Source organism: Pseudoalteromonas sp. APC 3224 (genome assembly GCF_030407535.1).
Lineage (GTDB): Bacteria > Pseudomonadota > Gammaproteobacteria > Enterobacterales > Alteromonadaceae > Pseudoalteromonas.
The window spans coordinates 52693-74427 of sequence record NZ_JASDDF010000025.1 but is presented as its reverse complement, the minus strand read 5'-3'; the positions used below and the strand labels follow the sequence as shown (position 1 = coordinate 74427).

General features: G+C 41.1%; 20 protein-coding genes. 9 read left to right on the top strand and 11 right to left on the bottom strand.

Annotated elements, in window-relative coordinates; translation table 11 throughout:
- The first annotated feature begins 166 nt into the window (after positions 1–166).
- The 3 genes from ettA (at position 167) to QL989_RS12720 (ending at position 3306) form a co-directional block, all read left to right on the top strand.
- A complete protein-coding gene (gene ettA, locus QL989_RS12730; protein ID WP_008111928.1) occupies positions 167–1840 on the top strand; it encodes an energy-dependent translational throttle protein EttA in 1674 nt (557 codons plus the stop codon).
- 137 nt (positions 1841–1977) lie between these two features.
- Positions 1978–2340 (top strand): PilZ domain-containing protein, encoded by a 363-nt coding sequence (locus QL989_RS12725; RefSeq protein ID WP_008111924.1) that lies wholly within the window; start codon positions 1978–1980, stop codon positions 2338–2340.
- 57 nt (positions 2341–2397) lie between these two features.
- Positions 2398–3306, top strand: a complete 909-nt coding sequence (locus QL989_RS12720) for a histone deacetylase (RefSeq protein ID WP_290170690.1) — start codon at positions 2398–2400, stop codon at positions 3304–3306.
- Here the strand turns inward: QL989_RS12720 and QL989_RS12715 are convergent, their stop codons facing one another.
- Together QL989_RS12715 and QL989_RS12710 are read right to left on the bottom strand one after the other, a co-directional pair.
- Positions 3307–4305: an AraC family transcriptional regulator ligand-binding domain-containing protein gene (locus QL989_RS12715; RefSeq protein ID WP_290170689.1), complete on the bottom strand. Its 999-nt coding sequence runs from the start codon at positions 4303–4305 to the stop codon at positions 3307–3309.
- Complete coding sequence (locus QL989_RS12710) at positions 4289–5197, bottom strand: GGDEF domain-containing protein (RefSeq protein WP_010391112.1); 909 nt, start codon at positions 5195–5197, stop codon at positions 4289–4291. Before QL989_RS12710 ends, QL989_RS12715 begins: the two co-directional genes overlap by 17 nt.
- A gap of 286 nt (positions 5198–5483) precedes the next feature.
- On the opposite strand from QL989_RS12710, the gene QL989_RS12705 reads away from it, so the two are divergent.
- The 4 genes from QL989_RS12705 to QL989_RS12690 all read left to right on the top strand — a co-directional run bounded on the left by QL989_RS12705 (position 5484) and on the right by QL989_RS12690 (position 11606).
- Positions 5484–7790: a TonB-dependent receptor gene (locus QL989_RS12705; RefSeq protein WP_290170688.1), complete on the top strand. Its 2307-nt coding sequence runs from the start codon at positions 5484–5486 to the stop codon at positions 7788–7790.
- 64 nt (positions 7791–7854) lie between these two features.
- Positions 7855–8829 (top strand): metallophosphoesterase, encoded by a 975-nt coding sequence (locus QL989_RS12700; protein ID WP_290170687.1) that lies wholly within the window; start codon positions 7855–7857, stop codon positions 8827–8829.
- A gap of 11 nt (positions 8830–8840) precedes the next feature.
- The gene (locus QL989_RS12695) at positions 8841–10793 is read left to right on the top strand and encodes a phytase (protein ID WP_290170686.1); all 1953 of its coding nucleotides are present in this window, start codon (positions 8841–8843) and stop codon (positions 10791–10793) included.
- 135 nt (positions 10794–10928) lie between these two features.
- Complete coding sequence (locus QL989_RS12690) at positions 10929–11606, top strand: hypothetical protein (RefSeq protein ID WP_290170685.1); 678 nt, start codon at positions 10929–10931, stop codon at positions 11604–11606.
- A gap of 3 nt (positions 11607–11609) precedes the next feature.
- Here QL989_RS12690 and QL989_RS12685 read toward each other — a convergent pair whose 3' ends face one another.
- A complete protein-coding gene (locus QL989_RS12685; RefSeq protein WP_290170684.1) occupies positions 11610–13073 on the bottom strand; it encodes a PLP-dependent aminotransferase family protein in 1464 nt (487 codons plus the stop codon).
- 106 nt (positions 13074–13179) lie between these two features.
- Here QL989_RS12685 and QL989_RS12680 point away from each other — a divergent pair, with 106 nt between their 5' ends.
- Together QL989_RS12680 and QL989_RS12675 are read left to right on the top strand one after the other, a co-directional pair.
- The gene (locus tag QL989_RS12680) at positions 13180–13755 is read left to right on the top strand and encodes a GNAT family protein (protein WP_290170683.1); all 576 of its coding nucleotides are present in this window, start codon (positions 13180–13182) and stop codon (positions 13753–13755) included.
- Positions 13755–14342 carry an FMN-binding negative transcriptional regulator gene (locus QL989_RS12675; RefSeq protein WP_290170682.1) on the top strand — a complete coding sequence of 196 codons (588 nt, stop codon included), beginning with the start codon at positions 13755–13757 and terminating at the stop codon, positions 14340–14342. The genes QL989_RS12680 and QL989_RS12675 overlap by 1 nt, the downstream gene beginning before the upstream one ends.
- A 79-nt stretch (positions 14343–14421) precedes the next feature.
- On the opposite strand, the gene cyoE is transcribed toward QL989_RS12675, so the two are convergent.
- The 8 genes from cyoE to QL989_RS12635 all read right to left on the bottom strand — a co-directional run bounded on the left by cyoE (position 14422) and on the right by QL989_RS12635 (position 21662).
- Positions 14422–15306 carry a heme o synthase gene (cyoE, locus tag QL989_RS12670; protein ID WP_008111919.1) on the bottom strand — a complete coding sequence of 295 codons (885 nt, stop codon included), beginning with the start codon at positions 15304–15306 and terminating at the stop codon, positions 14422–14424.
- Between the two features lie 9 nt (positions 15307–15315).
- Positions 15316–15672: a cytochrome o ubiquinol oxidase subunit IV gene (gene cyoD / locus QL989_RS12665; RefSeq protein WP_054202032.1), complete on the bottom strand. Its 357-nt coding sequence runs from the start codon at positions 15670–15672 to the stop codon at positions 15316–15318.
- The gene (gene cyoC / locus QL989_RS12660; protein WP_008111916.1) at positions 15672–16304 is read right to left on the bottom strand and encodes a cytochrome o ubiquinol oxidase subunit III; all 633 of its coding nucleotides are present in this window, start codon (positions 16302–16304) and stop codon (positions 15672–15674) included. The genes cyoD and cyoC overlap by 1 nt, the downstream gene beginning before the upstream one ends.
- Positions 16301–18289 (bottom strand): cytochrome o ubiquinol oxidase subunit I, encoded by a 1989-nt coding sequence (gene cyoB / locus QL989_RS12655; RefSeq protein ID WP_010391101.1) that lies wholly within the window; start codon positions 18287–18289, stop codon positions 16301–16303. The genes cyoC and cyoB overlap by 4 nt, the downstream gene beginning before the upstream one ends.
- A 2-nt stretch (positions 18290–18291) precedes the next feature.
- Positions 18292–19245, bottom strand: coding sequence for a ubiquinol oxidase subunit II (cyoA, locus tag QL989_RS12650; protein WP_138605617.1), 954 nt, complete (start codon positions 19243–19245; stop codon positions 18292–18294).
- 329 nt (positions 19246–19574) lie between these two features.
- Positions 19575–20003: a hypothetical protein gene (locus tag QL989_RS12645; protein WP_290170681.1), complete on the bottom strand. Its 429-nt coding sequence runs from the start codon at positions 20001–20003 to the stop codon at positions 19575–19577.
- Positions 20004–20329: 326 nt separating this feature from the next.
- Positions 20330–20542 (bottom strand): (Na+)-NQR maturation NqrM, encoded by a 213-nt coding sequence (gene nqrM, locus QL989_RS12640; RefSeq protein WP_010391098.1) that lies wholly within the window; start codon positions 20540–20542, stop codon positions 20330–20332.
- A 97-nt stretch (positions 20543–20639) separates the two neighbouring features.
- Positions 20640–21662, bottom strand: a complete 1023-nt coding sequence (locus QL989_RS12635; RefSeq protein WP_054202029.1) for an FAD:protein FMN transferase — start codon at positions 21660–21662, stop codon at positions 20640–20642.
- Between the last annotated feature and the right edge of the window lie 73 nt (positions 21663–21735).

Genomic DNA, 21735 nt, shown 5'->3' with positions numbered 1-21735 from the left:
AGTTATTTAAATACCCATACAATTGATCAATACAATATAAAACAATTTACTACACTTTCTTACAGCCTACTTATTTTTGAAAAGCTACGCCATTCGTTGACTGTTTCACCTGTGAGCCACTACAATACAGCATTGAAATTTTTATTATTATTTGAAGGCTTCTTCCATGGTTTTACCTGATAAGTTTATATTCTCGATGAGTCGAGTATCTAAGGTTGTGCCACCAAAACGCACTATCTTAAAAGATATTTCGTTGCATTTTTTCCCAGGCGCAAAAATTGGTGTGCTAGGTTTAAATGGTTCTGGTAAATCATCACTACTTCGCATTATGGCGGGTGTTGATGAAGAGTTTGAAGGTGAAGCTCGCCCTCAACCAGGCACTAAAATTGGTTACTTACCGCAAGAGCCTGTTTTAGACGAAAGCAAAACAGTTCGTGAAATTGTTGAAGAAGCTGTAGGTGAAGTAAAACATGCCCTTAACCGCCTTGACGAAGTGTATAACGAATACGCAATGGAAGGTGCTGACTTTGACGCACTGGCTAAAGAGCAAGGTGAATTAGAAGCGGTTATTCAAGCGCACGATGGTCATAATATCGATAACGTATTAGAGCGTGCTGCCGATGCACTTCGTTTACCTGAGTGGGATGCTAAAATTGAGCACCTATCGGGTGGTGAGCGTCGTCGTGTTGCTATTTGTCGTTTGTTACTTGAAAAACCAGACATGCTGATTCTCGATGAACCAACTAACCACTTAGATGCTGAGTCGGTTGCCTGGCTAGAGCGCTTCTTACATGACTACGAAGGCACTGTTGTGGCAGTAACGCATGACCGCTACTTCCTTGATAATGTAGCAGGTTGGATTTTAGAGCTTGACCGTGGTGAAGGTATTCCGTGGGAAGGTAACTACTCTTCTTGGCTTGAGCAAAAAGATGCCCGCTTACAACAAGAGCAAAAATCTGAAAAAGCACGTCAAAAATCAATTGCACAAGAACTTGAGTGGGTGCGTTCAAACCCTAAAGGTCGTCAAGCTAAGTCAAAAGCACGTATGGCGCAGTTTAGCGAGCTACAACAGTCTGATTACCAAAAACGTAACGAAACCAACGAATTGTTTATTCCACCTGGCCCACGTTTAGGTGACCAAGTATTAGAAGTAAACAACTTACGTAAAAGCTTTGGCGACCGCGTTTTAATTGATGACTTAAGCTTTAGCATGCCTAAGGGCGCTATTGTGGGTATTATTGGTGCCAATGGTGCAGGTAAATCAACGCTATTTAAAATGTTAAGCGGTGAAGAACAGCCAGATAGCGGTAATATCAGCATTGGTGAAACAGTAGAACTAGCAACTGTTGATCAGTTCCGTGGCAACATGGACGAAAGCAAAACGGTATTCCAAGAAATCTCTGACGGCCAAGATGTACTAAAAATTGGTAACTTTGAGTTCCCAAGCCGTGCTTACGTTAGCCGTTTTAACTTTAAAGGTAACGATCAGCAAAAGTTTGTTAAAGACTTATCTGGCGGTGAGCGCAACCGTTTACACCTAGCTAAGCTGTTAAAAGCAGGCGGCAACGTGGTACTTCTAGATGAGCCAACCAATGACTTGGACGTTGAAACATTACGTGCTCTTGAGAACGCTATTTTAGAGTTCCCAGGTTGTGTAATGTGTATCTCGCATGACCGTTGGTTCCTTGACCGTATTGCTACACATATTTTAGATTACCGCGACGAAGGCCAAATTAACTTCTTTGATGGCAACTACACTGAATACGAAGAGTGGCTTAAAAAGACTCTTGGCGCAGAAGCTGCACAGCCTAAGCGCATAAAGTATAAAAAAATTGGCTAACAGCCACAGTGAATAAGTTAAAAGCCCTGCATTTAATGCGGGGCTTTTTTATGCGAGCTATTTTTATCTTTAAGCAAATTGGCGTGTTGGGCATTACCAGCTATGCTTATTATAAATAACAGCTTTATAAGATTATTATGCAAAACCGTCGGCAATTTTCTCGTATTATGTTCTCTACTGCAGCGCAATTAGTTATGGCTAGCAGCCAGTATGAATGCACTCTATTAGATATCTCTTTACATGGTGCGCTTATTACTAAAAGCGATGCATTTACTGGGAACAAAAATGACGAAGCAGTACTACGTTTTACTTTGCCACAAAGCGATATTGAAATAAAAATGCCGGTGGTTATTCGTCACATAGAAGAAAACCATATTGGTCTTAAATGCCATAGTATTGATATAGACAGTATCACGCATTTAAAGCGTTTAGTTGAGCTAAACCTTGCTGATGAAACATTATTACACCGCGAGCTTGAAACGCTTATTCACCAAACATAAATAGACGCACTGCGTGAAGTTGATTACCATAACCAAAAATAATTAAACGACGCAGATATGAGTTTAAACCCCAATCTACCTTTAGTTTATCATCCTAACTACTCGTTTAGTTTTGATCCCAAGCATCGCTTTGTAATGAGTAAATTTGCTCAGCTACACCAGCATGTTAAAACCCTTGGACTTGCTGGCAGTAATATCACAGAACCACCACATGGTAGTGTAAAAGAGCTAGAAATAGTACATTGTGAAAACTACATTCACGATTTATGGCATAACCGCCTAGATGAAAAAGCCATGCGCCGTATTGGCTTGCCTTGGTCACAAGCACTAATGAACCGCACATTTACCGCCCCGCTAGGAACACTGCAAACCGCACGTTTAGCGCTTAAAAATGGGCTTGCGTGCCATTTAGCGGGCGGCACTCACCATGCTCATAGTGATTTTGGCTCAGGTTTTTGTATGGTGAACGATTTAGCCTTTACCGCACAAACGTTAATTCAAAATCGGGAAGTTACCAACGTACTGATTTTTGATTTAGATGTTCACCAAGGCGATGGCACCGCAGCTATGCTGGCTCATCAACCTTATGCGTTTACCTGTTCAATACACTGTGAAAAAAACTTCCCATTTAGAAAGTCCCCTAGCGATTTAGATATTGGTTTAGCCAATAATATGCAAGATGCTGAATATTTAGGTATTGTTGACGATACGCTGCAATTTTTATTAAACGAGCTTAACCCGGATCTTGTTTTATACGATGCTGGCGTTGATATTTGGCAAGAGGATGGCTTAGGCAAACTGGATATTAGTTGGCAAGGGATAGAAAAGCGCGATCACTTAGTGCTTAAACGCTGCCTTGCAAATAATACTCCTGTTGCCACTGTGATTGGTGGAGGCTATGACAGAGATCATCAGCGCCTAGCAAAGCGCCATGGCATTGTTATAGAGCAAGCGGCTAGTTTTTAATTATATTTTTAACTGACTTGGCGTAATGCCGGTCCAACGCTTAAATGCACGGCGAAAGTTAGGAATATCATAAAATGCAAGCCGATCAGCCACACGTTCATTACCTTGCTGGCACACCCCCAGTAAATGCAGAGCTTTAAGTTTATTTTGCTCATCTTGTAATTGAGAATAACTGACACCGTGTTGTTTTAACTTACGTTTAAACGTAGCAGAGCTCATGGCAAAATGCTCAGCACTGTTAGCAAGGCTGTTGTTTTTATCACGGTAAATGCGCTGGCACACAGCCTCAACAAAAGACTGTGATACATTCTTATGTAACTCACTTTGCGCTATGCACTGCTGCCATCTAAGCTGACTAGCCTCTGGGTTTGGGCACTTAAGTAGTTGTTTATTAAAGTGCCAACGAGTATAGGGTTGTTCAAACCGTATTCGTAAACCTAAGTGCTGCTCATATTCTTGGATATGCCGAGGGCGTTTACAGGTAAAGTCAAAATAACAATGTGGATACACATTACATACTCGTTTTAGTAAGCTCATTAGCGCAGCGCTGTATATTTCAAAACAATAATTTTTTAATGACTCGTCCATACCGATACTCGGTTGCAAGTACAGATATAAATCGTCTTTAAATATATGCTTACGGGTAAATAATAAAGGGGCAATAACGGTACTAATTTGTTGTAATTGCTTCAAAGCCATACCTAAACTGGGGCTTAAACGCACACTTTGCACTGCTGGGCTAACGTCATTAACCAATTGATGACCCAGTAAAAAGCCACTATCATTACTCTTCATTAAGGCTTTAAACTGGCTAATTAAAGCCAATAACTGGGATAAACTAAAGCGCTGTGATAGATCATATAAATCTTGCTCAAAAATACCCGTACCACGCAGCAATTTATGCAGCGGGATCCCTCGTCCTTGAGCAAGCTCCACCAGCGCAGTGATTATTCCCTCCGCGCTGAGGTATTTATCATCTAGGCTAATATACTGCTGCACCTACAAGGGCCTTTTCTTGTTGTAATTGTTGATGTAACTGGCTGGTTTGCTGCACTGGATCTTGCGCTAAATCCATTGCCATGGTGGCGGTTAAAATATGCTGGAACTGTGCGCCTTTGCTTTTTGCGACTTTAAACGCACAATGGTTAAGCGCCGCTTTCATTTGCGCTAGTAATTCTTTGGCTTGGCTTTGGCTGGTATTCGGCATAAGCACAATAAAACAATCGCCAGCATAGCGACAAAGCACATCATTCAAACGGCAATTCATTACTAATAAATCACTAATTTCTCTTAGTAACCTATCACCTTCACTAAAACCAAACTGCGCATTAAACTTTGCAAAATCACGAATATCAATAACACCTAAAGTGCCGCCTTGCTGCTCTGTTTGTTGTTGCTGCATGAGTGAATGTAAGTAGTTAACTCGGTATAACCCTGTTACAGGGCAGACTTTTTCATGCTCTCGCAGATGCGCTTCACGACGACGTAACTGACGATTTAGAACAAACTGTTCTTGGTGCCAATAATAAAGCCCAGCGCTGGTAAGCGACATACCAAACGGCGCTGGCAGTGATTCAAACCAGGTGAGCCATAATTGTGAAGGTTGCTTTAACCACTCATCGAGTAAATCGAGCGTGGCTGAGAACATAAACAAACCTAAACCTAACACTAATAAGGTAGTTACTTTGCCTGGCGGGCGTGAAATAAGTAACGCAACTATCCAGCTGAGGGTCATCAACACAATACCGCCCTCACCGACAATATCGAGCCACGCAATTTCTTGCCATTGCTTAAGTTCGCCAAAGTAAGCGCATATTGCTACAGCAATAACCAATAATAAAATTATGGTGTTGGTTAATTTTGCATGGCTGGTAAATGGGTTATATCGCATTGTTTAAGTCTTCTAAGATTTACACTATTACGTATGCTAGCGCGGTACTGATTTATTAGGCAGAGTCATTTTGGCTCATTGATATGACATTGAGATTAAAATTTATAAGTATTTAACCTAGTAATAACCATTTTTAGTGCGCTGGAGCCGTGTTTAAACAGCTCAAATGTCTGTTTGAAAAGTACTAAGTTGGCGTTTTGTCAGGAATTAACTGTAAAACTGTCACATTAGCGTCATTAACTTTTTTTAGTTTGCTCACCAAACCAAGGACAACCGGAGCAAACCAATGAAACAATTTAAGTTAAATGCTGTTGTAGCGGCATTAGCACTGAGCCAATTTAGTGTAAGCGTGAATGCAGAGGAACAAACATCGTCAAGGGAACCTGAAGTAAAGGTTTCTGAAGAGCTTGTGGTATACGGCGAGATTGGTTATCGCAACCGCTCGCAAGAACTAGCACCCACGCTGGAATACTCACAAGAATACTTTCAACGCTTTGAGCCACTTACCGCCGGTGATGCGCTAAAGCGTGTTCCTAGTGTGACTTTTTTATCTGACGTACTTGAATCAGACGGCGCACGTATGCGCGGCTTGAGCCCGGCTTACACAAAAGTACTTATTAATGGCGAAGAAGTACCGGGTGCCGGTGCTGACCGTTCATTTTTTGTGGACCGTATTCCAGCAGAATTAATTGAGCGTGTAGAAATTATTCGTTCATCTAGTGCCAACCGCTCTGCCGATGCCATAGCAGGCACACTTAATATTGTACTTCGCGATGGCTATAGCTTAGACGGCGGTTATATTCGCGCTGGTGGCTTACGTTACGATGACGGCGAACTAAAAGAAAGCTTTGCGGGCGTTTACGGTACTGAGTTTGCAGGTGGCCGTTTACTCGTAGGTGCCAATTTACAAGGTCGTTATAACCCAAAACAAAAATCAAGCAGACGTTATGGCGATAGCCCTGAAAATAACCCTAATTACGCAACAGACGATTTTGATAACCGTGAAGATCAATCTGATATCCGTGATGGTGATGATACCTCTTTAAATGCCAGCTTTGAAAAGGTGTTTGATAACGGTGGCAAGTTTGATATTAGCGCCATGTGGGTTGATACCGACCGCACCGAAGACGAACGCTCTTTTGAATACGACGACGCATCTGCAACCTCAGGCTCTGTCGTTGAAGGCGGCAATTTACTGTCAGATAACGCAAACGTTTCGTTTATTGATCAAACCAACTACAACATTAATTCTGGCTATGAATTACCACTACTGGGCGGTACCAGCAAATTTAAGTTAGGTTATGCCAGCTTTGAAGAATCAGTGTATGAGCAAGAGGTTGAACTTGATACGTCAGAGCTCCCAATGGTGTTTGAAGAAGCTGAAGAAACCGTTGATATTGATGATAAAGAGTGGTCATTACAATGGCAGCACAGCTTACTGGTAGGTGACTCGAAAGAAGTTCAGTTTGGTGCGTTTGTGCAAGGCAAAGAGCGCGATACCGCCATTTTTGTCGCTGAAGATGAAAGTGAGCAAACACTGACTGGATGGGCTCAATTTAGCGAGACGCCAATGTTATTAGCACAATTTAATAACGAATTTGAACCAGTAGACGGCGGTGTTAATAAACTTGAAGAAGACCGTTTTGACTTATTTGCGCTAATCAAGCATGAAGCGGATGTGTTCTCATGGGAGATGGGGGTGCGCTGGGAGTCAACTGACTCAAGTATTACCGATACCAATGAAGGCGTTACTGCCGAAAATGATTATGACTTTTTCTTACCGTCGGCTCACTTTCGTTACAGCGTCAGTGATAACGGACGAGTCAGCGCCTCTGTTGCTCGCAGCTTACGTCGCCCTGACTTTGACTACATGACACCCGCCCTACTTGAAGAAGAGCTCGCTGATAATGACTTTTTAGGCAACCCAAGTCTTAAACCAGAATCATCTTGGGGTATCGATTTAGGTTACGAATACCGTTTAGGTAAAAGTGGCGTTGTCGGTGTAAACGTATTTTACCGTGACGTTAGCGACCTTATTGAAATTGCCAGTACCGGTGTTGAAGGCTCAGAAGGCGAAGGCACATTTGTACTGCAACCACAAAATACCGGCGACGGCACAGTTCAAGGTATTGAGTTTGATTTATCAACCCCACTTAGCGCCTTGAACATGCCTAATACAGGTATCTTCTTAAATTACTCTTGGCTCGACAGTGAAGTTGAAGACAGTTTTGGTAAGCGTAAATTTAACGACCAGTCTGATTATGTTTATAACGTTGGCTTTATCCAAGATTTACCAACACTACGCGCATCATTTGGTGCAACGTACCGTAACCAAGGTGATGCATACGGACGCTTTGTGGGTGAAGAAGTAACAACCTCTTACGGTGCAGATTTAGAGCTTTTCGTTGAAAAGCGCTGGGATGACATCACCCTTCGCCTAGTTGGTTCAAACTTACTGGATGCCAGTAAAGACGAAGTTTTCAATAAGTTTGACTCACTTGATGATCAAAACAATCGTGAATTTGATGAGTACGAGCTTGAATCGGAAGAAGCAGGCCCTGTGATTCAAGTAATGCTGCGTTACGCATTCTAATCACACGTATTGTCATTTTAAGCACGTAATGGCAAACCATCGCGTGCTTTTTTGGAGTTAAAACATGTTTAAATTGTCTTTCATAATGGCCGCGCTACTGAGCTCATCAGCGCTTAGTGCAAACGAGCCCATTATTTATAAAGATGCGCTATACCAACAACAAAAAATTGCCAAGTTAACTACGTTGCCTAATAGCCTTAACTTTATGGTAATTGGCGACTGGGGACACAACGGCCACTTTTACCAAAAAGAAGTGGCTCATCAGCTAGAAATTGCTATGTATCAAACCGATGCCGATTTTATTGTCTCGACCGGCGATAACTTTTACCCAAATGGCGTGGCAAGTGTGAACGATCCTCTTTGGCAATCAGCCTTTGAGAACATATACCATGGCCCGCACACATTTGAAGATTGGTATGTTGTTTTAGGTAATCACGATTACTTGGGTAATGCCCAAGCACAAATTGACTACACCGAAAAAAGTCAACGTTGGCAGTTACCTGCAAGGTACTACAGTAAAACATTTGCGCTTGAAAACAACGAGCAAGTGTTAATGGTTTTTTTAGATACCAATCCAATTCAGCCTGAATATAAAACCCGTGAAAAATACCGCTCAACTCAAGGGCAAAGTTATCAAACACAATTGGATTGGCTTGAAACCCAACTTGCTGGCAGTAACGCAAAATGGAAAATTGTGGTAGGCCATCACCCGCTTTATTCAAGTGGTAAACGCTTTGGCCGCAACCAAGGGCTTCGCGACATTTTAGAACCTATTTTGGAGCGTCATAACGTGCACGCTTATATCGCAGGGCACGAGCACGACTTGCAATACAACCAACCAAAAAATAGCAAGGTGGCTCACTTTGTCTCTGGTGGTGGCAGCGAAGCGCGGTTTGTAAAACAACGTGAATTTACCCGCTACGCAGAAGCAACACCTGGTTTTTTAAGTATCTCTATCAATGGCGAAACTCTCAGTGTAAGCGCGATTAATCACCTTGGTGAAGTACGTTTTAACACTGAAAAGCACATAGATAAGTAAAGGATAAAATAATGAACTTTAAACTAAATACAATTTCAGCGGTGCTATCAAGTGCAGTGCTTGTAACTGCGCTTAGCGGTTGTACAAGTAATGACGATACGCAAAACACGACAGAAATAGCAAAGCCGGCTGTTGAGGCTAAGTTATTTGGCCCACAACAAAACATGCAAGGCTCACAAGCAGCAGCGCTAGGTAATAATCAATGGCTAATGGCGAGCGAAAGCCAGGGCTTATTACTTGCCGATAACGAGAAAAGCAGTGTGCTGTTAGCCGGTAACTTTGAGTCAATTTCACTAAAACAATTATCAGCGCAGCAATTTATATTAGCCAGTCTTGATAAGAGCCAAGACAACGTAGCCATTTTTAAGCTGATAAAGAATGGCCAAACTTGGCAGCTAAATGAACTCACTCGTATTAGTCCGCCTCAAGCCCAGCCAGATGCTGTGTGTTTATTTAAAAACACCAATACCGAGACTGTATCAGCGTTTGTGCCGGATGTTCGCGGCTTGATCAGCGAAACGGTTATATATGATTTAGCAACTAACCAAGCTAAAAATATCGCAGTACGTGAATTTCCTGCGGTCACTGAGGCTTCCGGTTGTGCAGTAAATGACGACACAAAAACCCTGTATGTGGGTGAGGCAGAGCTCGGAGTGTGGGCCATTAATGCTGATGCAGAATCAGATGCCAATAAGCAACCTGTGGCTTTAGTACAGCCATACGGCGAATTAAAAACTGAAATCGGAGCTTTATCAGTATCACAAGACGGTACTTTATGGCTCAGCGCCACTGACGATAGTATGGTTTATGCTTACCAAGCTCAAACAGACACGCTTAGCCAATGGTCACTGTCAGGTGAGTACACTATTGAGTCTGTTGCAGCAAGCTTTATTAATGACAATCAAGCGCAGCTAGTTTTGATTGATGATGAAACCGGCGCTTACATTCAAGCAAACGTTAACTACGCAGCGCAAACTTCTGTCTCAAATAGCAAAGTTGCTATGACTCACCTTCATGCCAGCGCACAAACCACACCGGTTGCAGCGTTTGGTGATGCAGCAGATGACCCAGCAATTTGGATAAATGAGCAAGACGCTAAAAACAGCTTAATTTTAGGCACAGATAAACGCCGCGGCTTGATGGTTTATGACCTTGCTGGCAACAAAGTACAGTCGCTCAATATAGGGCGTTTAAATAATGTTGATGTGCGCCAGCATCAAGGTATAAACAACGAAACCCATACGTGGATCACTGCCAGCAACCGTACGCTTAACAGTATTAGCGTATTTACTGTTGATGGAGAAAACAAAGTAAACCATGTAACAGAAATAGCCACTAACCTACCTGAGATTTACGGTATGTGTATGTATTCGTCTGATTCTGGCCATTACGTGTTTGTTAATGATAAATCAGGTTTATTCCAGCAGTATAAACTCACTGGTGATCAAGATAACCTAAGCGGTGAACTGGTTAGAGAGTTTACCCTACCAAGCCAACCTGAAGGCTGTAGTGCTGATGATAAACTAGGCCAATTATTTGCAGGTGAAGAAGATGCAGGTATTTGGTATATCGGTGCAGAGCCTACCGCTGGAAACAAAGCAGTAAAGCTACAAAGTGTTAATAAGCAACTGGTGGCAGATGTTGAAGGTATGGAAATTTATCATGCTAATGATGCTCGCTATTTAGTGGTATCAAGCCAAGGCGATAATAGCTATGTGCTTTACAACATATCAGATGATAAACAGCCTAGTCTAAGCTTTGCAGGTAAGTTTAATGTAATTGCAAACCTAGATAAAGGCATTGATGGCGTAGGTGAAACTGACGGCTTAACCGTAACAGCAACGGCTTTACCAGGTTATCCTGAAGGCATGCTTATAGTGCAAGACGGCTATAACCGTATGCCATTACAACCACAAAATTTTAAGATTATTGACTGGCGCGAAGTGAAAAAAGCAATTAGATAATAGCTAATTCTAAATATACTGATACACACTAAAACTTAAGTGTGTATCACGTTTGAGCCTTACTAAAATTTAACTAAAGATAATTTTTTATAAATGTATACTACACTTTATATCTATAAATTAATTGAGGTTATTATGCGGCTACCTTATTTCGTATCTTTATTTATCAGCATTGTATTTTGTACCAGCTCGCTTGCTAATGCCGAAGAACCACCAGAACTTCCGCCATTAAACCCCAAATATGAAGCAGAGCATGCCTTGGTATTGGTTAATAAAGGTTCAAGTGTATACGCCATTAACATTCCAAGCTTTGAGCTTCCTTATGATATGCATGTTATGTACAAGGTAGATGTATCTGATATTCCATTTTTAGATTTAGTACGCGATGCTGAGTTAGTTACCGTAAAATCAAAGCCGTTTAATATTCAACGCTTAATGCGAGGCGAAGAAGTCGCGATTACCGCAGATGTGTATCTTGGAGATTTTAGACAAGGGGGTAGCTTAGTTTACAGTGATAAATTAATAGAGCTTAGCGAGCAGTTATTTACTCGTGAGCTAACTGATTTAAGTCCAGCATCCAAATGGCAACAGTACGACATGGTTACGCTAAAAAATAACGAGCGTATTTACATTCACCAAATAACTCAGCCACCAAGCTATCATCATATTATGTTTGTTGATTTAAGTGGTGCCTGTTTACAAAAGTTTCGCACCTCAACTGAAGTGCCCTCTGCTGGTGAGCTCAATTATAAGTTTATAAATTGTGGCACATTGAAACCGATGTTTTATGATGCTGAAAGCTTAAGCAAATAAGCTTTATTTGAAAACGTGTTCAGCAATCAATTCAAGTCCAGCCTGCATCGCCAAAGTTGGTTGCCCAGAAAATCCTAAACGTACATAACTGTGTTGCTTAGGTATTAAACTACGTTCTGAGTCTTTAAAGTAAAATTCAGGCTCAACCTGTACATACACGCCTTTACTTTGCAGTACTTGCTTTAATTGGTCCACCGGTTTATTTAAATTAACCCACATCGCCATGCCACCGTCGGGTTTTATATATTCAATTGGATAGCCTGATAATTGCAGCTGCGTTAGATAATCACACATCGCTTCATAGCGCTGCTTATAGAGCTTTGTCATACGCTTTAAATGGCGTTCAAAACCACCTTCTTTCATCCAGTGTGCGACAGCTAATTGCATAATCACATCATTTTTATGGTTCATTAGCTGCTTCCATGCGGTTAATTGTGCGATTACCCCAGGCGCTGCACAGATATAGCCAATCCTTGCTGCTGAAAACATAATTTTTGAAAACGTTGATAGATATATCACAATGCCTGCGGGGTCATCGGCAGCCATGGGTTGCAAAGGCTGGCAACGGTAGTGAAATTCATGGTCGTAGTCATCTTCAATAATCATCACATTATGGGCATAACACAGCTGATAAATTTGTAAGCGCCGAGTGGGTGATAAGGTCACAGTCGTTGGGTATTGATGCAGTGGCGTTAAATACAGAAGTTTAATGGGATAGCGTTCAAGCTGAGTTTTAAAATCATCAACACACAACCCTTCATCATCTTGTTTTATATCTATAAGCTGCGCGCCACATGCTGAAAATGCTTTACGAGCAGGCGGGTAACCTAAGGTTTCGGTTGCAACATAATCGCCTTTATTAATAAAGGCTTTTGATACTAAAAAAAGCGCTTCTTGAGAGCCATTACACATAAGAATATCGGCTGTTTTTAGGTTTCGTGCTTTGTGTAAATAATGACTAATTTGCGATTTTAAATTAGGCTCCCCAGCCACACTACCATAATGAAATTGGCTGGTATCTAAATGATTAAACACATGACTTACAGAGCGTTTAAATTCTTTATAGGGAAAGCGTGTTAAATCGGGTAAGCCTCCAGCAAAGTTATAAGCATAGTGATTTAAGTCCATTGTAGGTTCTGACACCGTAAGCGTGGTAGCAAATCGATACGGCTTAGGAGCCAATGCTTGAGACTGGGCAGTGTTTATACTGTTTTGAATAGGCAATGTATTGGTAACGCTGTAGCCTGATCGTTCATAGGATTCCAACCATCCTTCTGCGACAAGAAGTTGTAGGGCATTCATTATTGTATGGCGGTTTAATCCGTACGCTTGTGCCATATCGCGTGCAGAGCAGAGTTTGCTGCCAGCGAGAATGTCCCCTTTTATAATCGACTCCCTAAGTGCATCTGCTATTTGCAGGTATTTAGCTTTACTCTGGCTAGTGAGCTTTATATTAAGTGGCTGCATAAATACTTTCCAAACTGGTATAGGTAAAAATTAAATTTTGGTTGTTTTTAACAAACCAATAAAGCGTACATTTGTTATGAATAAATAGCAAAATATGGGGCTTATAATGTTCACAACGCAAATTCATCAAACCAACAAGGTTGCCTTAGAGCCACTTAAACTCAAACATCTCGAGGGTCTATATCAAGCAGGTAAACACCCACAAGTTTGGCAGTGGGTATTAAGTAATTACACACAAACCCAAGTTAAGTTGGAGCAATGGTTTACACATAGCGCGCAGTTTAATCAAAACGAGCAAGTGATTTTTGCCATTATTGATAAACATTCACAGCAAGTTGTTGGCACAACCCGTTTATTTAGGTTAGACAGTAACAACTTAAGCGCTGAAATTGGCCATACTTTTATTAGCTTCACTGCACAGCGAACATACGTAAATACGCATGCAAAATATTTACTTCTGAGATATGCATTTAATCAACTTAATTTAGTACGGATTAGTTTTAATACCCATGAGCACAATCAACAATCACGCAATGCCATTGCCCGTTTAGGCGCTAAGTTTGAAGGAATAGCCCAAAAAGACCGACGTCTAGAAGATGGTTCATATCGCAACACCGCAAAATTCAGCATTATTGACGAGCAATGGCCAGCTATAAAGTTACGACTTGAGGAGCTATTATAATGTACCCACCCGAGCACTTTATGCAAAAAAATACCGAGCAATTGCATGCGCTTATTAATAATTTTCCATTAGCAACAATTTTTATGCCCTGCTCAAATAGTCAATTAAATAACATTTGTCATGTACCTATGTTATTCAACTCTTTAGAAAATATGTTTATTGCACATGTAGCAAAGCATAATCCACTATCAAAGCTTGATAATAAACAGGTGAATTTACTCTTTAATAGTGACAATTGCTATTTATCACCTTCCTATGCGGATAATCAAACATTGCCTAGCTGGCTTTACGCATCGGTGTTAGTGACTGCAAAAGTACATATTATTAAAGATGAGCTAAAAAAAGATCTCGTAATGCGAACCCTTACTAGTCATTTTGAGAAAACATTTGAGCCTGAGTGGAAAATTGATGAAGTGCCTGAGCGGCATCGCAATACAATGTATCAACACCTGAGTTTTATAGAGCTTACGCCAATTCACTGGCAAGGTAACTTCAAACTCAGTCAAAATAAATCAGCAGCTATAAGAAATAAAATAAAACAAAGTCTGGTAGATGCCAATAAGCACTCAATAGCGGCCTTGTTTTAGGAATGAAAAAAGGCTCCTCGCAATGCTCAGAGCCTTTGGTTAACTTTGGGAATTAACTCGGTTCATTGATCAGATAAGATCAGTTTAGCGCCACTAACTGTGGCGCAATTGTTTGATAATCTACCGCCATGGCAATACTCAAAGCGGTAATGTTAATAATTGAAAACGCAAACACTTGGCGTGCCCAACGGGTGGTGTCTATGTTGTAGCGATACCCTCTAAGTGCCATGAGTAACCACCAAAAACTGGTGATACAGGCAACGGCCATAAAGGCAGCACCGGTATAACCACTAATTGGCAATAGCATCACCACTAAAGCATATACGGCAATATAAAGCACAATATGGCGCTTAGCTTTATTAACACCTTGTGCCACGGGCAATACTGGAATATTAGCGGCTTGGTAATCCTTAAAGCGAAAAATAGCAATTGCATATGAGTGCGGCATTTGCCACAAACTAAACATCACCAGCAGTATTAATGCGCCCATATCGAACACACCCGTAACGGCGCAATAGCCAACAACAGGTGGAACTGCGCCCGACAGACTACCAATAAAGGTGCCGTAAACAGAGTTGCGTTTCATGTAGAGGCTGTAAACCCCTACATAGATGACATAGCCAAAGGCGGCAAAAAATACCGCCGCTTGAGTGGTAAAGGCAATTAATAAGCCAAAGCCAATTAGCCCTAATAACACGCCATGGCTTAAAGCGGCTTTTGCAGACATTTCACCCGTTACAGTCACACGTGAGCGAGTGCGCGCCATGGCAACATCAATGTCTCTATCAATAACATTGTTTATGGCACATCCCGATGCAACAACAAGCGATAAACCAACCAAGGTAACCAACATTAACCATGGGTCTATATCACCGCGGGCGGCGAGTAAAAAACCACCGGCAACGCTGATCAAATTCCCCATAATAATACCTGGCTTAGTAACAGCTAAATAACGACGAAACATCTGAAACCTCTAGTACATCATCATTGCGTTTGATTCATAAATGATCCAAACAGACAGTCCAACCACCATGACGATGATCAACGCGCTAAACAAGAAGGTAAAGGTATTCGCTTTACCTTCATCAGTGGTGAAATTAAGGTGTAAAAAGTATTTTAAATGCACCCAAATTTGCACGATTGCTAAAGTAACAATACTCCAAAGCGTGGTGACCTTTGAAAAGTCACCCTCCATCACCATCCAAAATGGAATGGCCGTTAAAATCACTGACAATACAAAGCCAATAAGATAGGTTTTAACACTACCGTGTGACTGATCATGATGTTGGCTTTGCATTTGCGCTAAAGCATGCGTTTCACTATGGCTCATTACATTGCCCCCATTAAATAAACAACGGTAAATACACAAATCCACACAATATCTAAAAAGTGCCAAAATAAGCTTAAGCAACTTAAGCGCGTGACGGTTTGTTTACCTAAACCGCGCTTGATCACTTCTATCATCATTATGCTCATCCAGATAAGGCCTGCAGTTACATGTAAACCATGCAAACCCACTAATGAGAAAAACGATGTTAAAAAAGCACTTTGCTGTGGACCATTGCCATGAACAATTAAATGATGAAACTCATAAATTTCCATACCAATAAACACCGCGCCTAAACAAAAAGTGACCGCGAGCCAACCAAGCGTCAGCGCCTTTTTTTGCCCTTGAGCGGCAATCATGGCAAAACCAAAAGTAATACTACTTATAAGTAGCGCCGCAGTTTCAACGGCAACAAAATCAAGCTCAAAAATATCTTTGCCCGATACACCGCCTGCGGTGTTCATATAAAGCACTGCGTAGGTTGCAAAAAATGAGGCAAATAAAAGGCAATCGGTCATTAAATAAAGCCAAAAGCCAAAGATTGTATCGCCTGAGGTATCGTGATGTTCATGCGTATGACTTACGCTATGAGGCTCTAAATTTACATGGCCTTGAGTTGCAGATAACGTACTCATGCGCTTACCTCCTTCGTGTTACTGGCAATATGCGCGCCTTCAATTTGTAATATTTCATCGTTTTGCACGTAGTAATCTACATCACTGGTGTAAGCACGGTTAATAAATAGCGCAATCGCGCCAATAAAACCAAGCCCTGCTAGCCACCAAATATGCCAGATCATGGCAAAACAAAACGCCGTTAAACTCGCAGCAATAAGCACACCTGATGCGGTATTTTTTGGCATATGAATTGGGCTATAGCTAGATTTACCTTGATAAGCCAGGCCTTTTTCTTTCATATCAGTCCATGTATCAATATCATCAACATGCGGGATTTCAGCAAAGTTATAATATTGCGGTGGTGATGACGTTGACCATTCAAGCGTATGGCCGTTCCAAGGATCGCCAGTGGTATCATCAAGCGCTTCGCGGTTTTTAAAGCTCACATATAGCTGAATAATTTGGCAAATAATACCGAACATAATAATCACGGCACCCACTGCAGCAATATAAAGCCAGATATTCCAATCAGGATTATTAGAGTGGTTTAAGCGACGCGTCATGCCTAAAAAGCCAAGTACGTACAATGGCATAAAGGCTACGAAGAAACCGATTAACCAACACCAAAATGACGCTTTACCCCAACGCTCATCAAGCTTAAAGCCCATTGCTTTTGGAAACCAAAAAACAAAACCAGCTAAGTAGCCAAATACTGCGCCACCAATAATGGTGTTATGAAAATGAGCGATTAAGAATAAGCTGTTATGCAATACATAATCGGCACCAGGGATTGCTAGTAATACCCCCGTCATACCACCAATACTGAAGGTAACCATAAAACCAAGCGTCCACAGTACGGGCACTGTAATGCGCAAACGGCCACGGTAAATAGTAAACAACCAACTAAATAACTTAACCCCAGTAGGCACAGCTATGACCATGGTCATTACCCCAAAGAAGGCATTTACATTGGCACTTGAACCCATAGTAAAGAAGTGGTGTAACCATACAATAAAGCCAAGAATAGAAATGGCACCGCTGGCATATACCATCGATTTATAACCAAATAAACGTTTACCAGTGAAGGTCGACACTATTTCAGAGAAGATACCAAAAGCAGGTAATACTAAAATATATACCTCTGGGTGACCCCATGCCCAAAACAGGTTGATATACATCATGGCATTACCGCCTGCTTCATTAGTGAAGAAGTGGAAATCTAAATAACGGTCTAGCGTTAGCATGGCGAGCACTGCGGTTAAAATTGGAAATGATGCCGCAATTAAGATATTTGCCCAGGTACATGCCCATGTGAAAATTGGCATTTTCATCAGTGTCATACCAGGGGCACGCATTTTAAATACTGTCACTAGGAAGTTAACAGCGGTTAATAGCGTACCGAGCCCCGATATTTGCAAGGCCCAAATATAATAATCGACCCCCACCCCAGGGCTAAAGGTCAACTCCGACAACGGTGGGTAAGCAACCCAGCCTGTTTTAGCAAACTCACCAAATATCAGCGATAGATTTATTAAAATGGCGCCACTAGCAGTAAACCAAAAACTTAAATTATTTAAAAATGGAAAAGCCACATCGCGAGCACCAATTTGCAGTGGTACAACAATATTCATTAAACCAATCATAAATGGCATCGCCATAAAGATGATCATAATAACGCCATGGGCGGTGAATATTTGGTCGTAATGTTCTGGTGGCAGATAACCTGGCGCGCCACTGGTAGCAAGCGCTAACTGCGCACGCATCATAATGGCATCAGAAAAACCACGAAACAGCATGATTAGCGCTAATAAAATGTACATAACGCCTAAGCGTTTATGATCAACCGAGGTGATCCAGTCGCGCCAAAGCACACCCCATTTTTTATATTTTGTTATTAGCCCAGCTATAATAAGCCCGACAACAGCAATCACCGCCATGGTAACCATGATAATAGGTTCATGAAACGGAATTGCATCTATAGATAATTTACCTAAAAACGACATGATTATTCCTCGCCCTGGCTGTGTGATGATGGCATTAAATGATTACCCATTGCCTGATGCTCATTACTCATCTGCTGATGTTTACCCATCGAGTGGTGTTTTTTGTTCATATCGCCATGCGCCTGCATGTATTTCATCACTATGGTATGAAATAAACCGTCATCAACCTTGCCATAATAAGCGACGGGATTGTTTTCACTCGCTTTGGCAAGCTCAACATAATTGGCATGAGTAAGGCTATTAGCGTTGGTTTTAACCTGTTCAACCCACTGGTTAAAGTCAGCTTTTGTTGGTGTTGCGATGGCATTAAATTTCATACCAGTAAAACCCGCACCACTGTAATTAGCCGAAAAGCCTTTAAACGTGCCTGGCTCATTAGCGATTAAATGCAGCTTAGTTTCCATGCCCGCCATTGAGTAAATTTGACTACCTAACTGGGGAATGAAAAACGAGTTCATGGTACTTTCTGACGTGATTTTGTATTCAACCGGAACATTAGCAGGAAATACCAATTCGTTTACCGTAGCAATACCTTGCTCAGGGTAAATAAATAACCACTTCCAATTAAGTGACACCACTTCAACAGTTAAGTGTTCACCTTTACCCTCTATCGGTTTATAAGGGTCAAGCTCTTGAGTTGACTGCCAGGTGATCACACCTAAAATAACAACAATAACAATAGGAACCGCCCATACAACAGCCTCAATCTTATTAGAGTGAGCCCATTTTGGTGCGTAAATTTCATGGTTTTGTGTGTCTCTGTATTTCCAAGCAAAATATAAAGTCATCACAATAACGGGGATCACAACTAACAACATAAGCACAGTGGCGATGATGATCAGATTTTTCTCATCAATACCTATCTGCCCTTTTGGGTCGAGTACCCCGCCATTACAGCCTGATAAAATCAGCGCCATACTAGCTAAAGCAATATTAAAAAGGTTACGAATTAACAAGGGACTATCCTAAAACCTAAAGAGTTTTTATTAGCTGCCAAAAATATTTAGCAACGATATTTGATAAAAACCCAAGTTAATTAAGATTGAATTACAAATAATGCAGAGCGAATGCAAGCATGAAGTATTGACTACTGGCTTAATAAAAAACACCTAGCAGAACCAACCCAGCTTTTTTAAACACATTAATATAACGCAATAAAAATTAACTTGGGTGAGGTGTGGTTGGCTGAGAGTGTGTAAAAACACTAAGCTACAATGAAAGTAATCGTTATTTACAGCAAGAATAAATAATTAGATACCACAGGTGTAACCTATACCCATAAAAATTAATGGGTAAACAGACAACCTGTAAAGCTAGGTGGAGCACGACAACCATGTGCAGCTTGCACGGGTTGCTGAACTTTAGCCTCGCTAAAAGCAAAGGCTGCTTTACGGAGGATTATTCCAGCACGACGCGCTGGAAACATGTGGAACAATAGCCAACAAAGGCCAATAAGTAACTGACACGATAAGATAGGATGAGCTAAGAATTCGGCAATAGTCAGTAATAATGGCTCTATAAAAAAGCCATCACTGATCAATGCTTCAAGCCTAAAGGCATCCTCAATAGCGCCACTAAGCAACATAACGGCATTAAAAACTAATAATGTTATAGCCACACTCACGCCTCTTTTCGCTTTATTAAAGCGCTCATGCAACACTGACTTACCTAAGGTAAGCAAAGCGCTGGTATGAAACAAAGAAAATGAGTTCAAAAACATTAACCTATTAAAATGACTAATAACAAAATTTGGCATACACCGTGGCAACAAAAACAGGTTGCAGCCGTAAAGCCTTATACAGTGACATGAAATACAGTCTCAACGCATTAGCACTATTTGGCTAAGCTAGTTTTGATCCGCATCAATAGAACTTTCAAAACTTACTGAAAGTTCGGGCATGAGTATAACAAAGAGAGTTTTCTGTTCAAGATAAAAACACGATTATTTTATCAGCTGATGATTTATTTATGGCGATATAAATAAAAAACCTCCCGTAGTGAGCTACGAGAGGTTTTTTGTTTAAACAGAAATAAATCTATTTAAAGAATTTGGTTTTCTTTCCATACTTGCTCTTTGGCTAGACGCTTTTTGCGTTTATCACATGGATCATCGCAATCACATGCTTTATCAATACCTACAGAGCCTAGGCCTCCGCAGCTACTCGCCATCGATTTTCTTTGAACTATCATGCCTATCGCCATCGCAGCGACAATTAAAATAAGTAAGCCAAAGGTTAGAAAAAAAAGTGACATTGCTTAGCCCCTATTGTTCAGCAATAAAATGAGCTCAAATAGCGTATTTGAGCTCCTTACATTATATACCCTCATGCTAAGGATATAAACCTAAAGACTATAAATAAGGCTTAAACGCAGGACTTGAATAAGTGACTAAACCATCAGGCGATTTAGCAATTAAATACACTGGCAAATCATGCTGCTGCGCATAACGTTGTGCTTTTTCCATACCCATAACCGTTAAAGCAGTCGCTAAACCGTCGGCCGTCATAGCGCTAGGGTGTAAAACTGTAACAGAAACTAAGTCATGCTTAATTGGCATCCCTGTCATAGGATCAATAAGATGAGTATAGGTTTCGCCATCCATAGTATAAAAGATTCGATAATCACCTGAAGTGGCAATACCGTTATTACCTGGTGCAAGTACACGGTGTACTTTTCGCTCACCTGGGTTTGCATCAGGTTGTTCAATTGCTATTCGCCATGCTTGATTGTCTGGTTTTGTACCAGCAATACGTAACTCCCCGCCAATCTCAACCATGTAATCTGTAATGCCTTTGCTTTGTAATAGCTCAGCCACTTTATCAATACCATATCCTTTTGCTGTAGCTGAAAACGACAACTCTAAATCAGCCATCGTTTTTGCTAAGCCTTGCTCGTTAAGGACCAGCTTATCTATACCAATGTTATTGATCATATTTGCCAGAGCTTCATTCGTTGGGCGCTTTGTTGGTTTTTTATCTGGGCCAAACCCCCATAAATCTATCAACGGTCCCATAGTCACATCTAGGGTCTTAGTTGAATTACCTATACGCATAGATTCACTAATAACTGCCCTGAAGTCATCACTGATTGGCATTACTTCGTTGGCATCTAAACGGTTAAAGGTGTTTATTTCTGACTCTTCGATATAGGTCGACATAGACTGGTTGATATCAACTAAAACCGCATCGATTTCTGCTTGTACTGCTTGAGGGTCAACTTGCTCAGCGTAAAACTTAATGTGGTAAGTTGTACCCATCGTTTTACCTTCTAAGTAGGTTTCCTCTGGGACTGATTTTCCACATCCAGATAATAGTAAAGTCAGCGTGATTATAAATAAGGCGATTATGCCCTGGGGAGTATTTACTTTGTTCATAACAACCCTACTTAATAGGTTAAAAATTAATATAAAAAAGCCTCGTCACATAAAATGCGACGAGGCTGGTATT

Excerpts from the sequence above, each read along its gene's own strand:
- ettA (WP_008111928.1), top strand. The coding sequence starts at position 167 with ATGGTTTTACCTGATAAGTTTATATTCTCGATGAGTCGAGTATCTAAG.
- QL989_RS12725 (WP_008111924.1), top strand. The coding sequence starts at position 1,978 with ATGCAAAACCGTCGGCAATTTTCTCGTATTATGTTCTCTACTGCAGCG.
- QL989_RS12720 (WP_290170690.1), top strand. The coding sequence starts at position 2,398 with ATGAGTTTAAACCCCAATCTACCTTTAGTTTATCATCCTAACTACTCG.
- QL989_RS12710 (WP_010391112.1), bottom strand. The coding sequence starts at position 5,197 with ATGCGATATAACCCATTTACCAGCCATGCAAAATTAACCAACACCATA.
- QL989_RS12705 (WP_290170688.1), top strand. The coding sequence starts at position 5,484 with ATGAAACAATTTAAGTTAAATGCTGTTGTAGCGGCATTAGCACTGAGC.
- QL989_RS12700 (WP_290170687.1), top strand. The coding sequence starts at position 7,855 with ATGTTTAAATTGTCTTTCATAATGGCCGCGCTACTGAGCTCATCAGCG.
- QL989_RS12695 (WP_290170686.1), top strand. The coding sequence starts at position 8,841 with ATGAACTTTAAACTAAATACAATTTCAGCGGTGCTATCAAGTGCAGTG.
- QL989_RS12690 (WP_290170685.1), top strand. The coding sequence starts at position 10,929 with ATGCGGCTACCTTATTTCGTATCTTTATTTATCAGCATTGTATTTTGT.
- QL989_RS12685 (WP_290170684.1), bottom strand. The coding sequence starts at position 13,073 with ATGCAGCCACTTAATATAAAGCTCACTAGCCAGAGTAAAGCTAAATAC.
- QL989_RS12680 (WP_290170683.1), top strand. The coding sequence starts at position 13,180 with ATGTTCACAACGCAAATTCATCAAACCAACAAGGTTGCCTTAGAGCCA.
- QL989_RS12675 (WP_290170682.1), top strand. The coding sequence starts at position 13,755 with ATGTACCCACCCGAGCACTTTATGCAAAAAAATACCGAGCAATTGCAT.
- cyoE (WP_008111919.1), bottom strand. The coding sequence starts at position 15,306 with ATGTTTCGTCGTTATTTAGCTGTTACTAAGCCAGGTATTATTATGGGG.
- cyoD (WP_054202032.1), bottom strand. The coding sequence starts at position 15,672 with ATGAGCCATAGTGAAACGCATGCTTTAGCGCAAATGCAAAGCCAACAT.
- cyoC (WP_008111916.1), bottom strand. The coding sequence starts at position 16,304 with ATGAGTACGTTATCTGCAACTCAAGGCCATGTAAATTTAGAGCCTCAT.
- cyoB (WP_010391101.1), bottom strand. The coding sequence starts at position 18,289 with ATGTCGTTTTTAGGTAAATTATCTATAGATGCAATTCCGTTTCATGAA.
- nqrM (WP_010391098.1), bottom strand. The coding sequence starts at position 20,542 with ATGTCACTTTTTTTTCTAACCTTTGGCTTACTTATTTTAATTGTCGCT.
- QL989_RS12635 (WP_054202029.1), bottom strand. The coding sequence starts at position 21,662 with ATGAACAAAGTAAATACTCCCCAGGGCATAATCGCCTTATTTATAATC.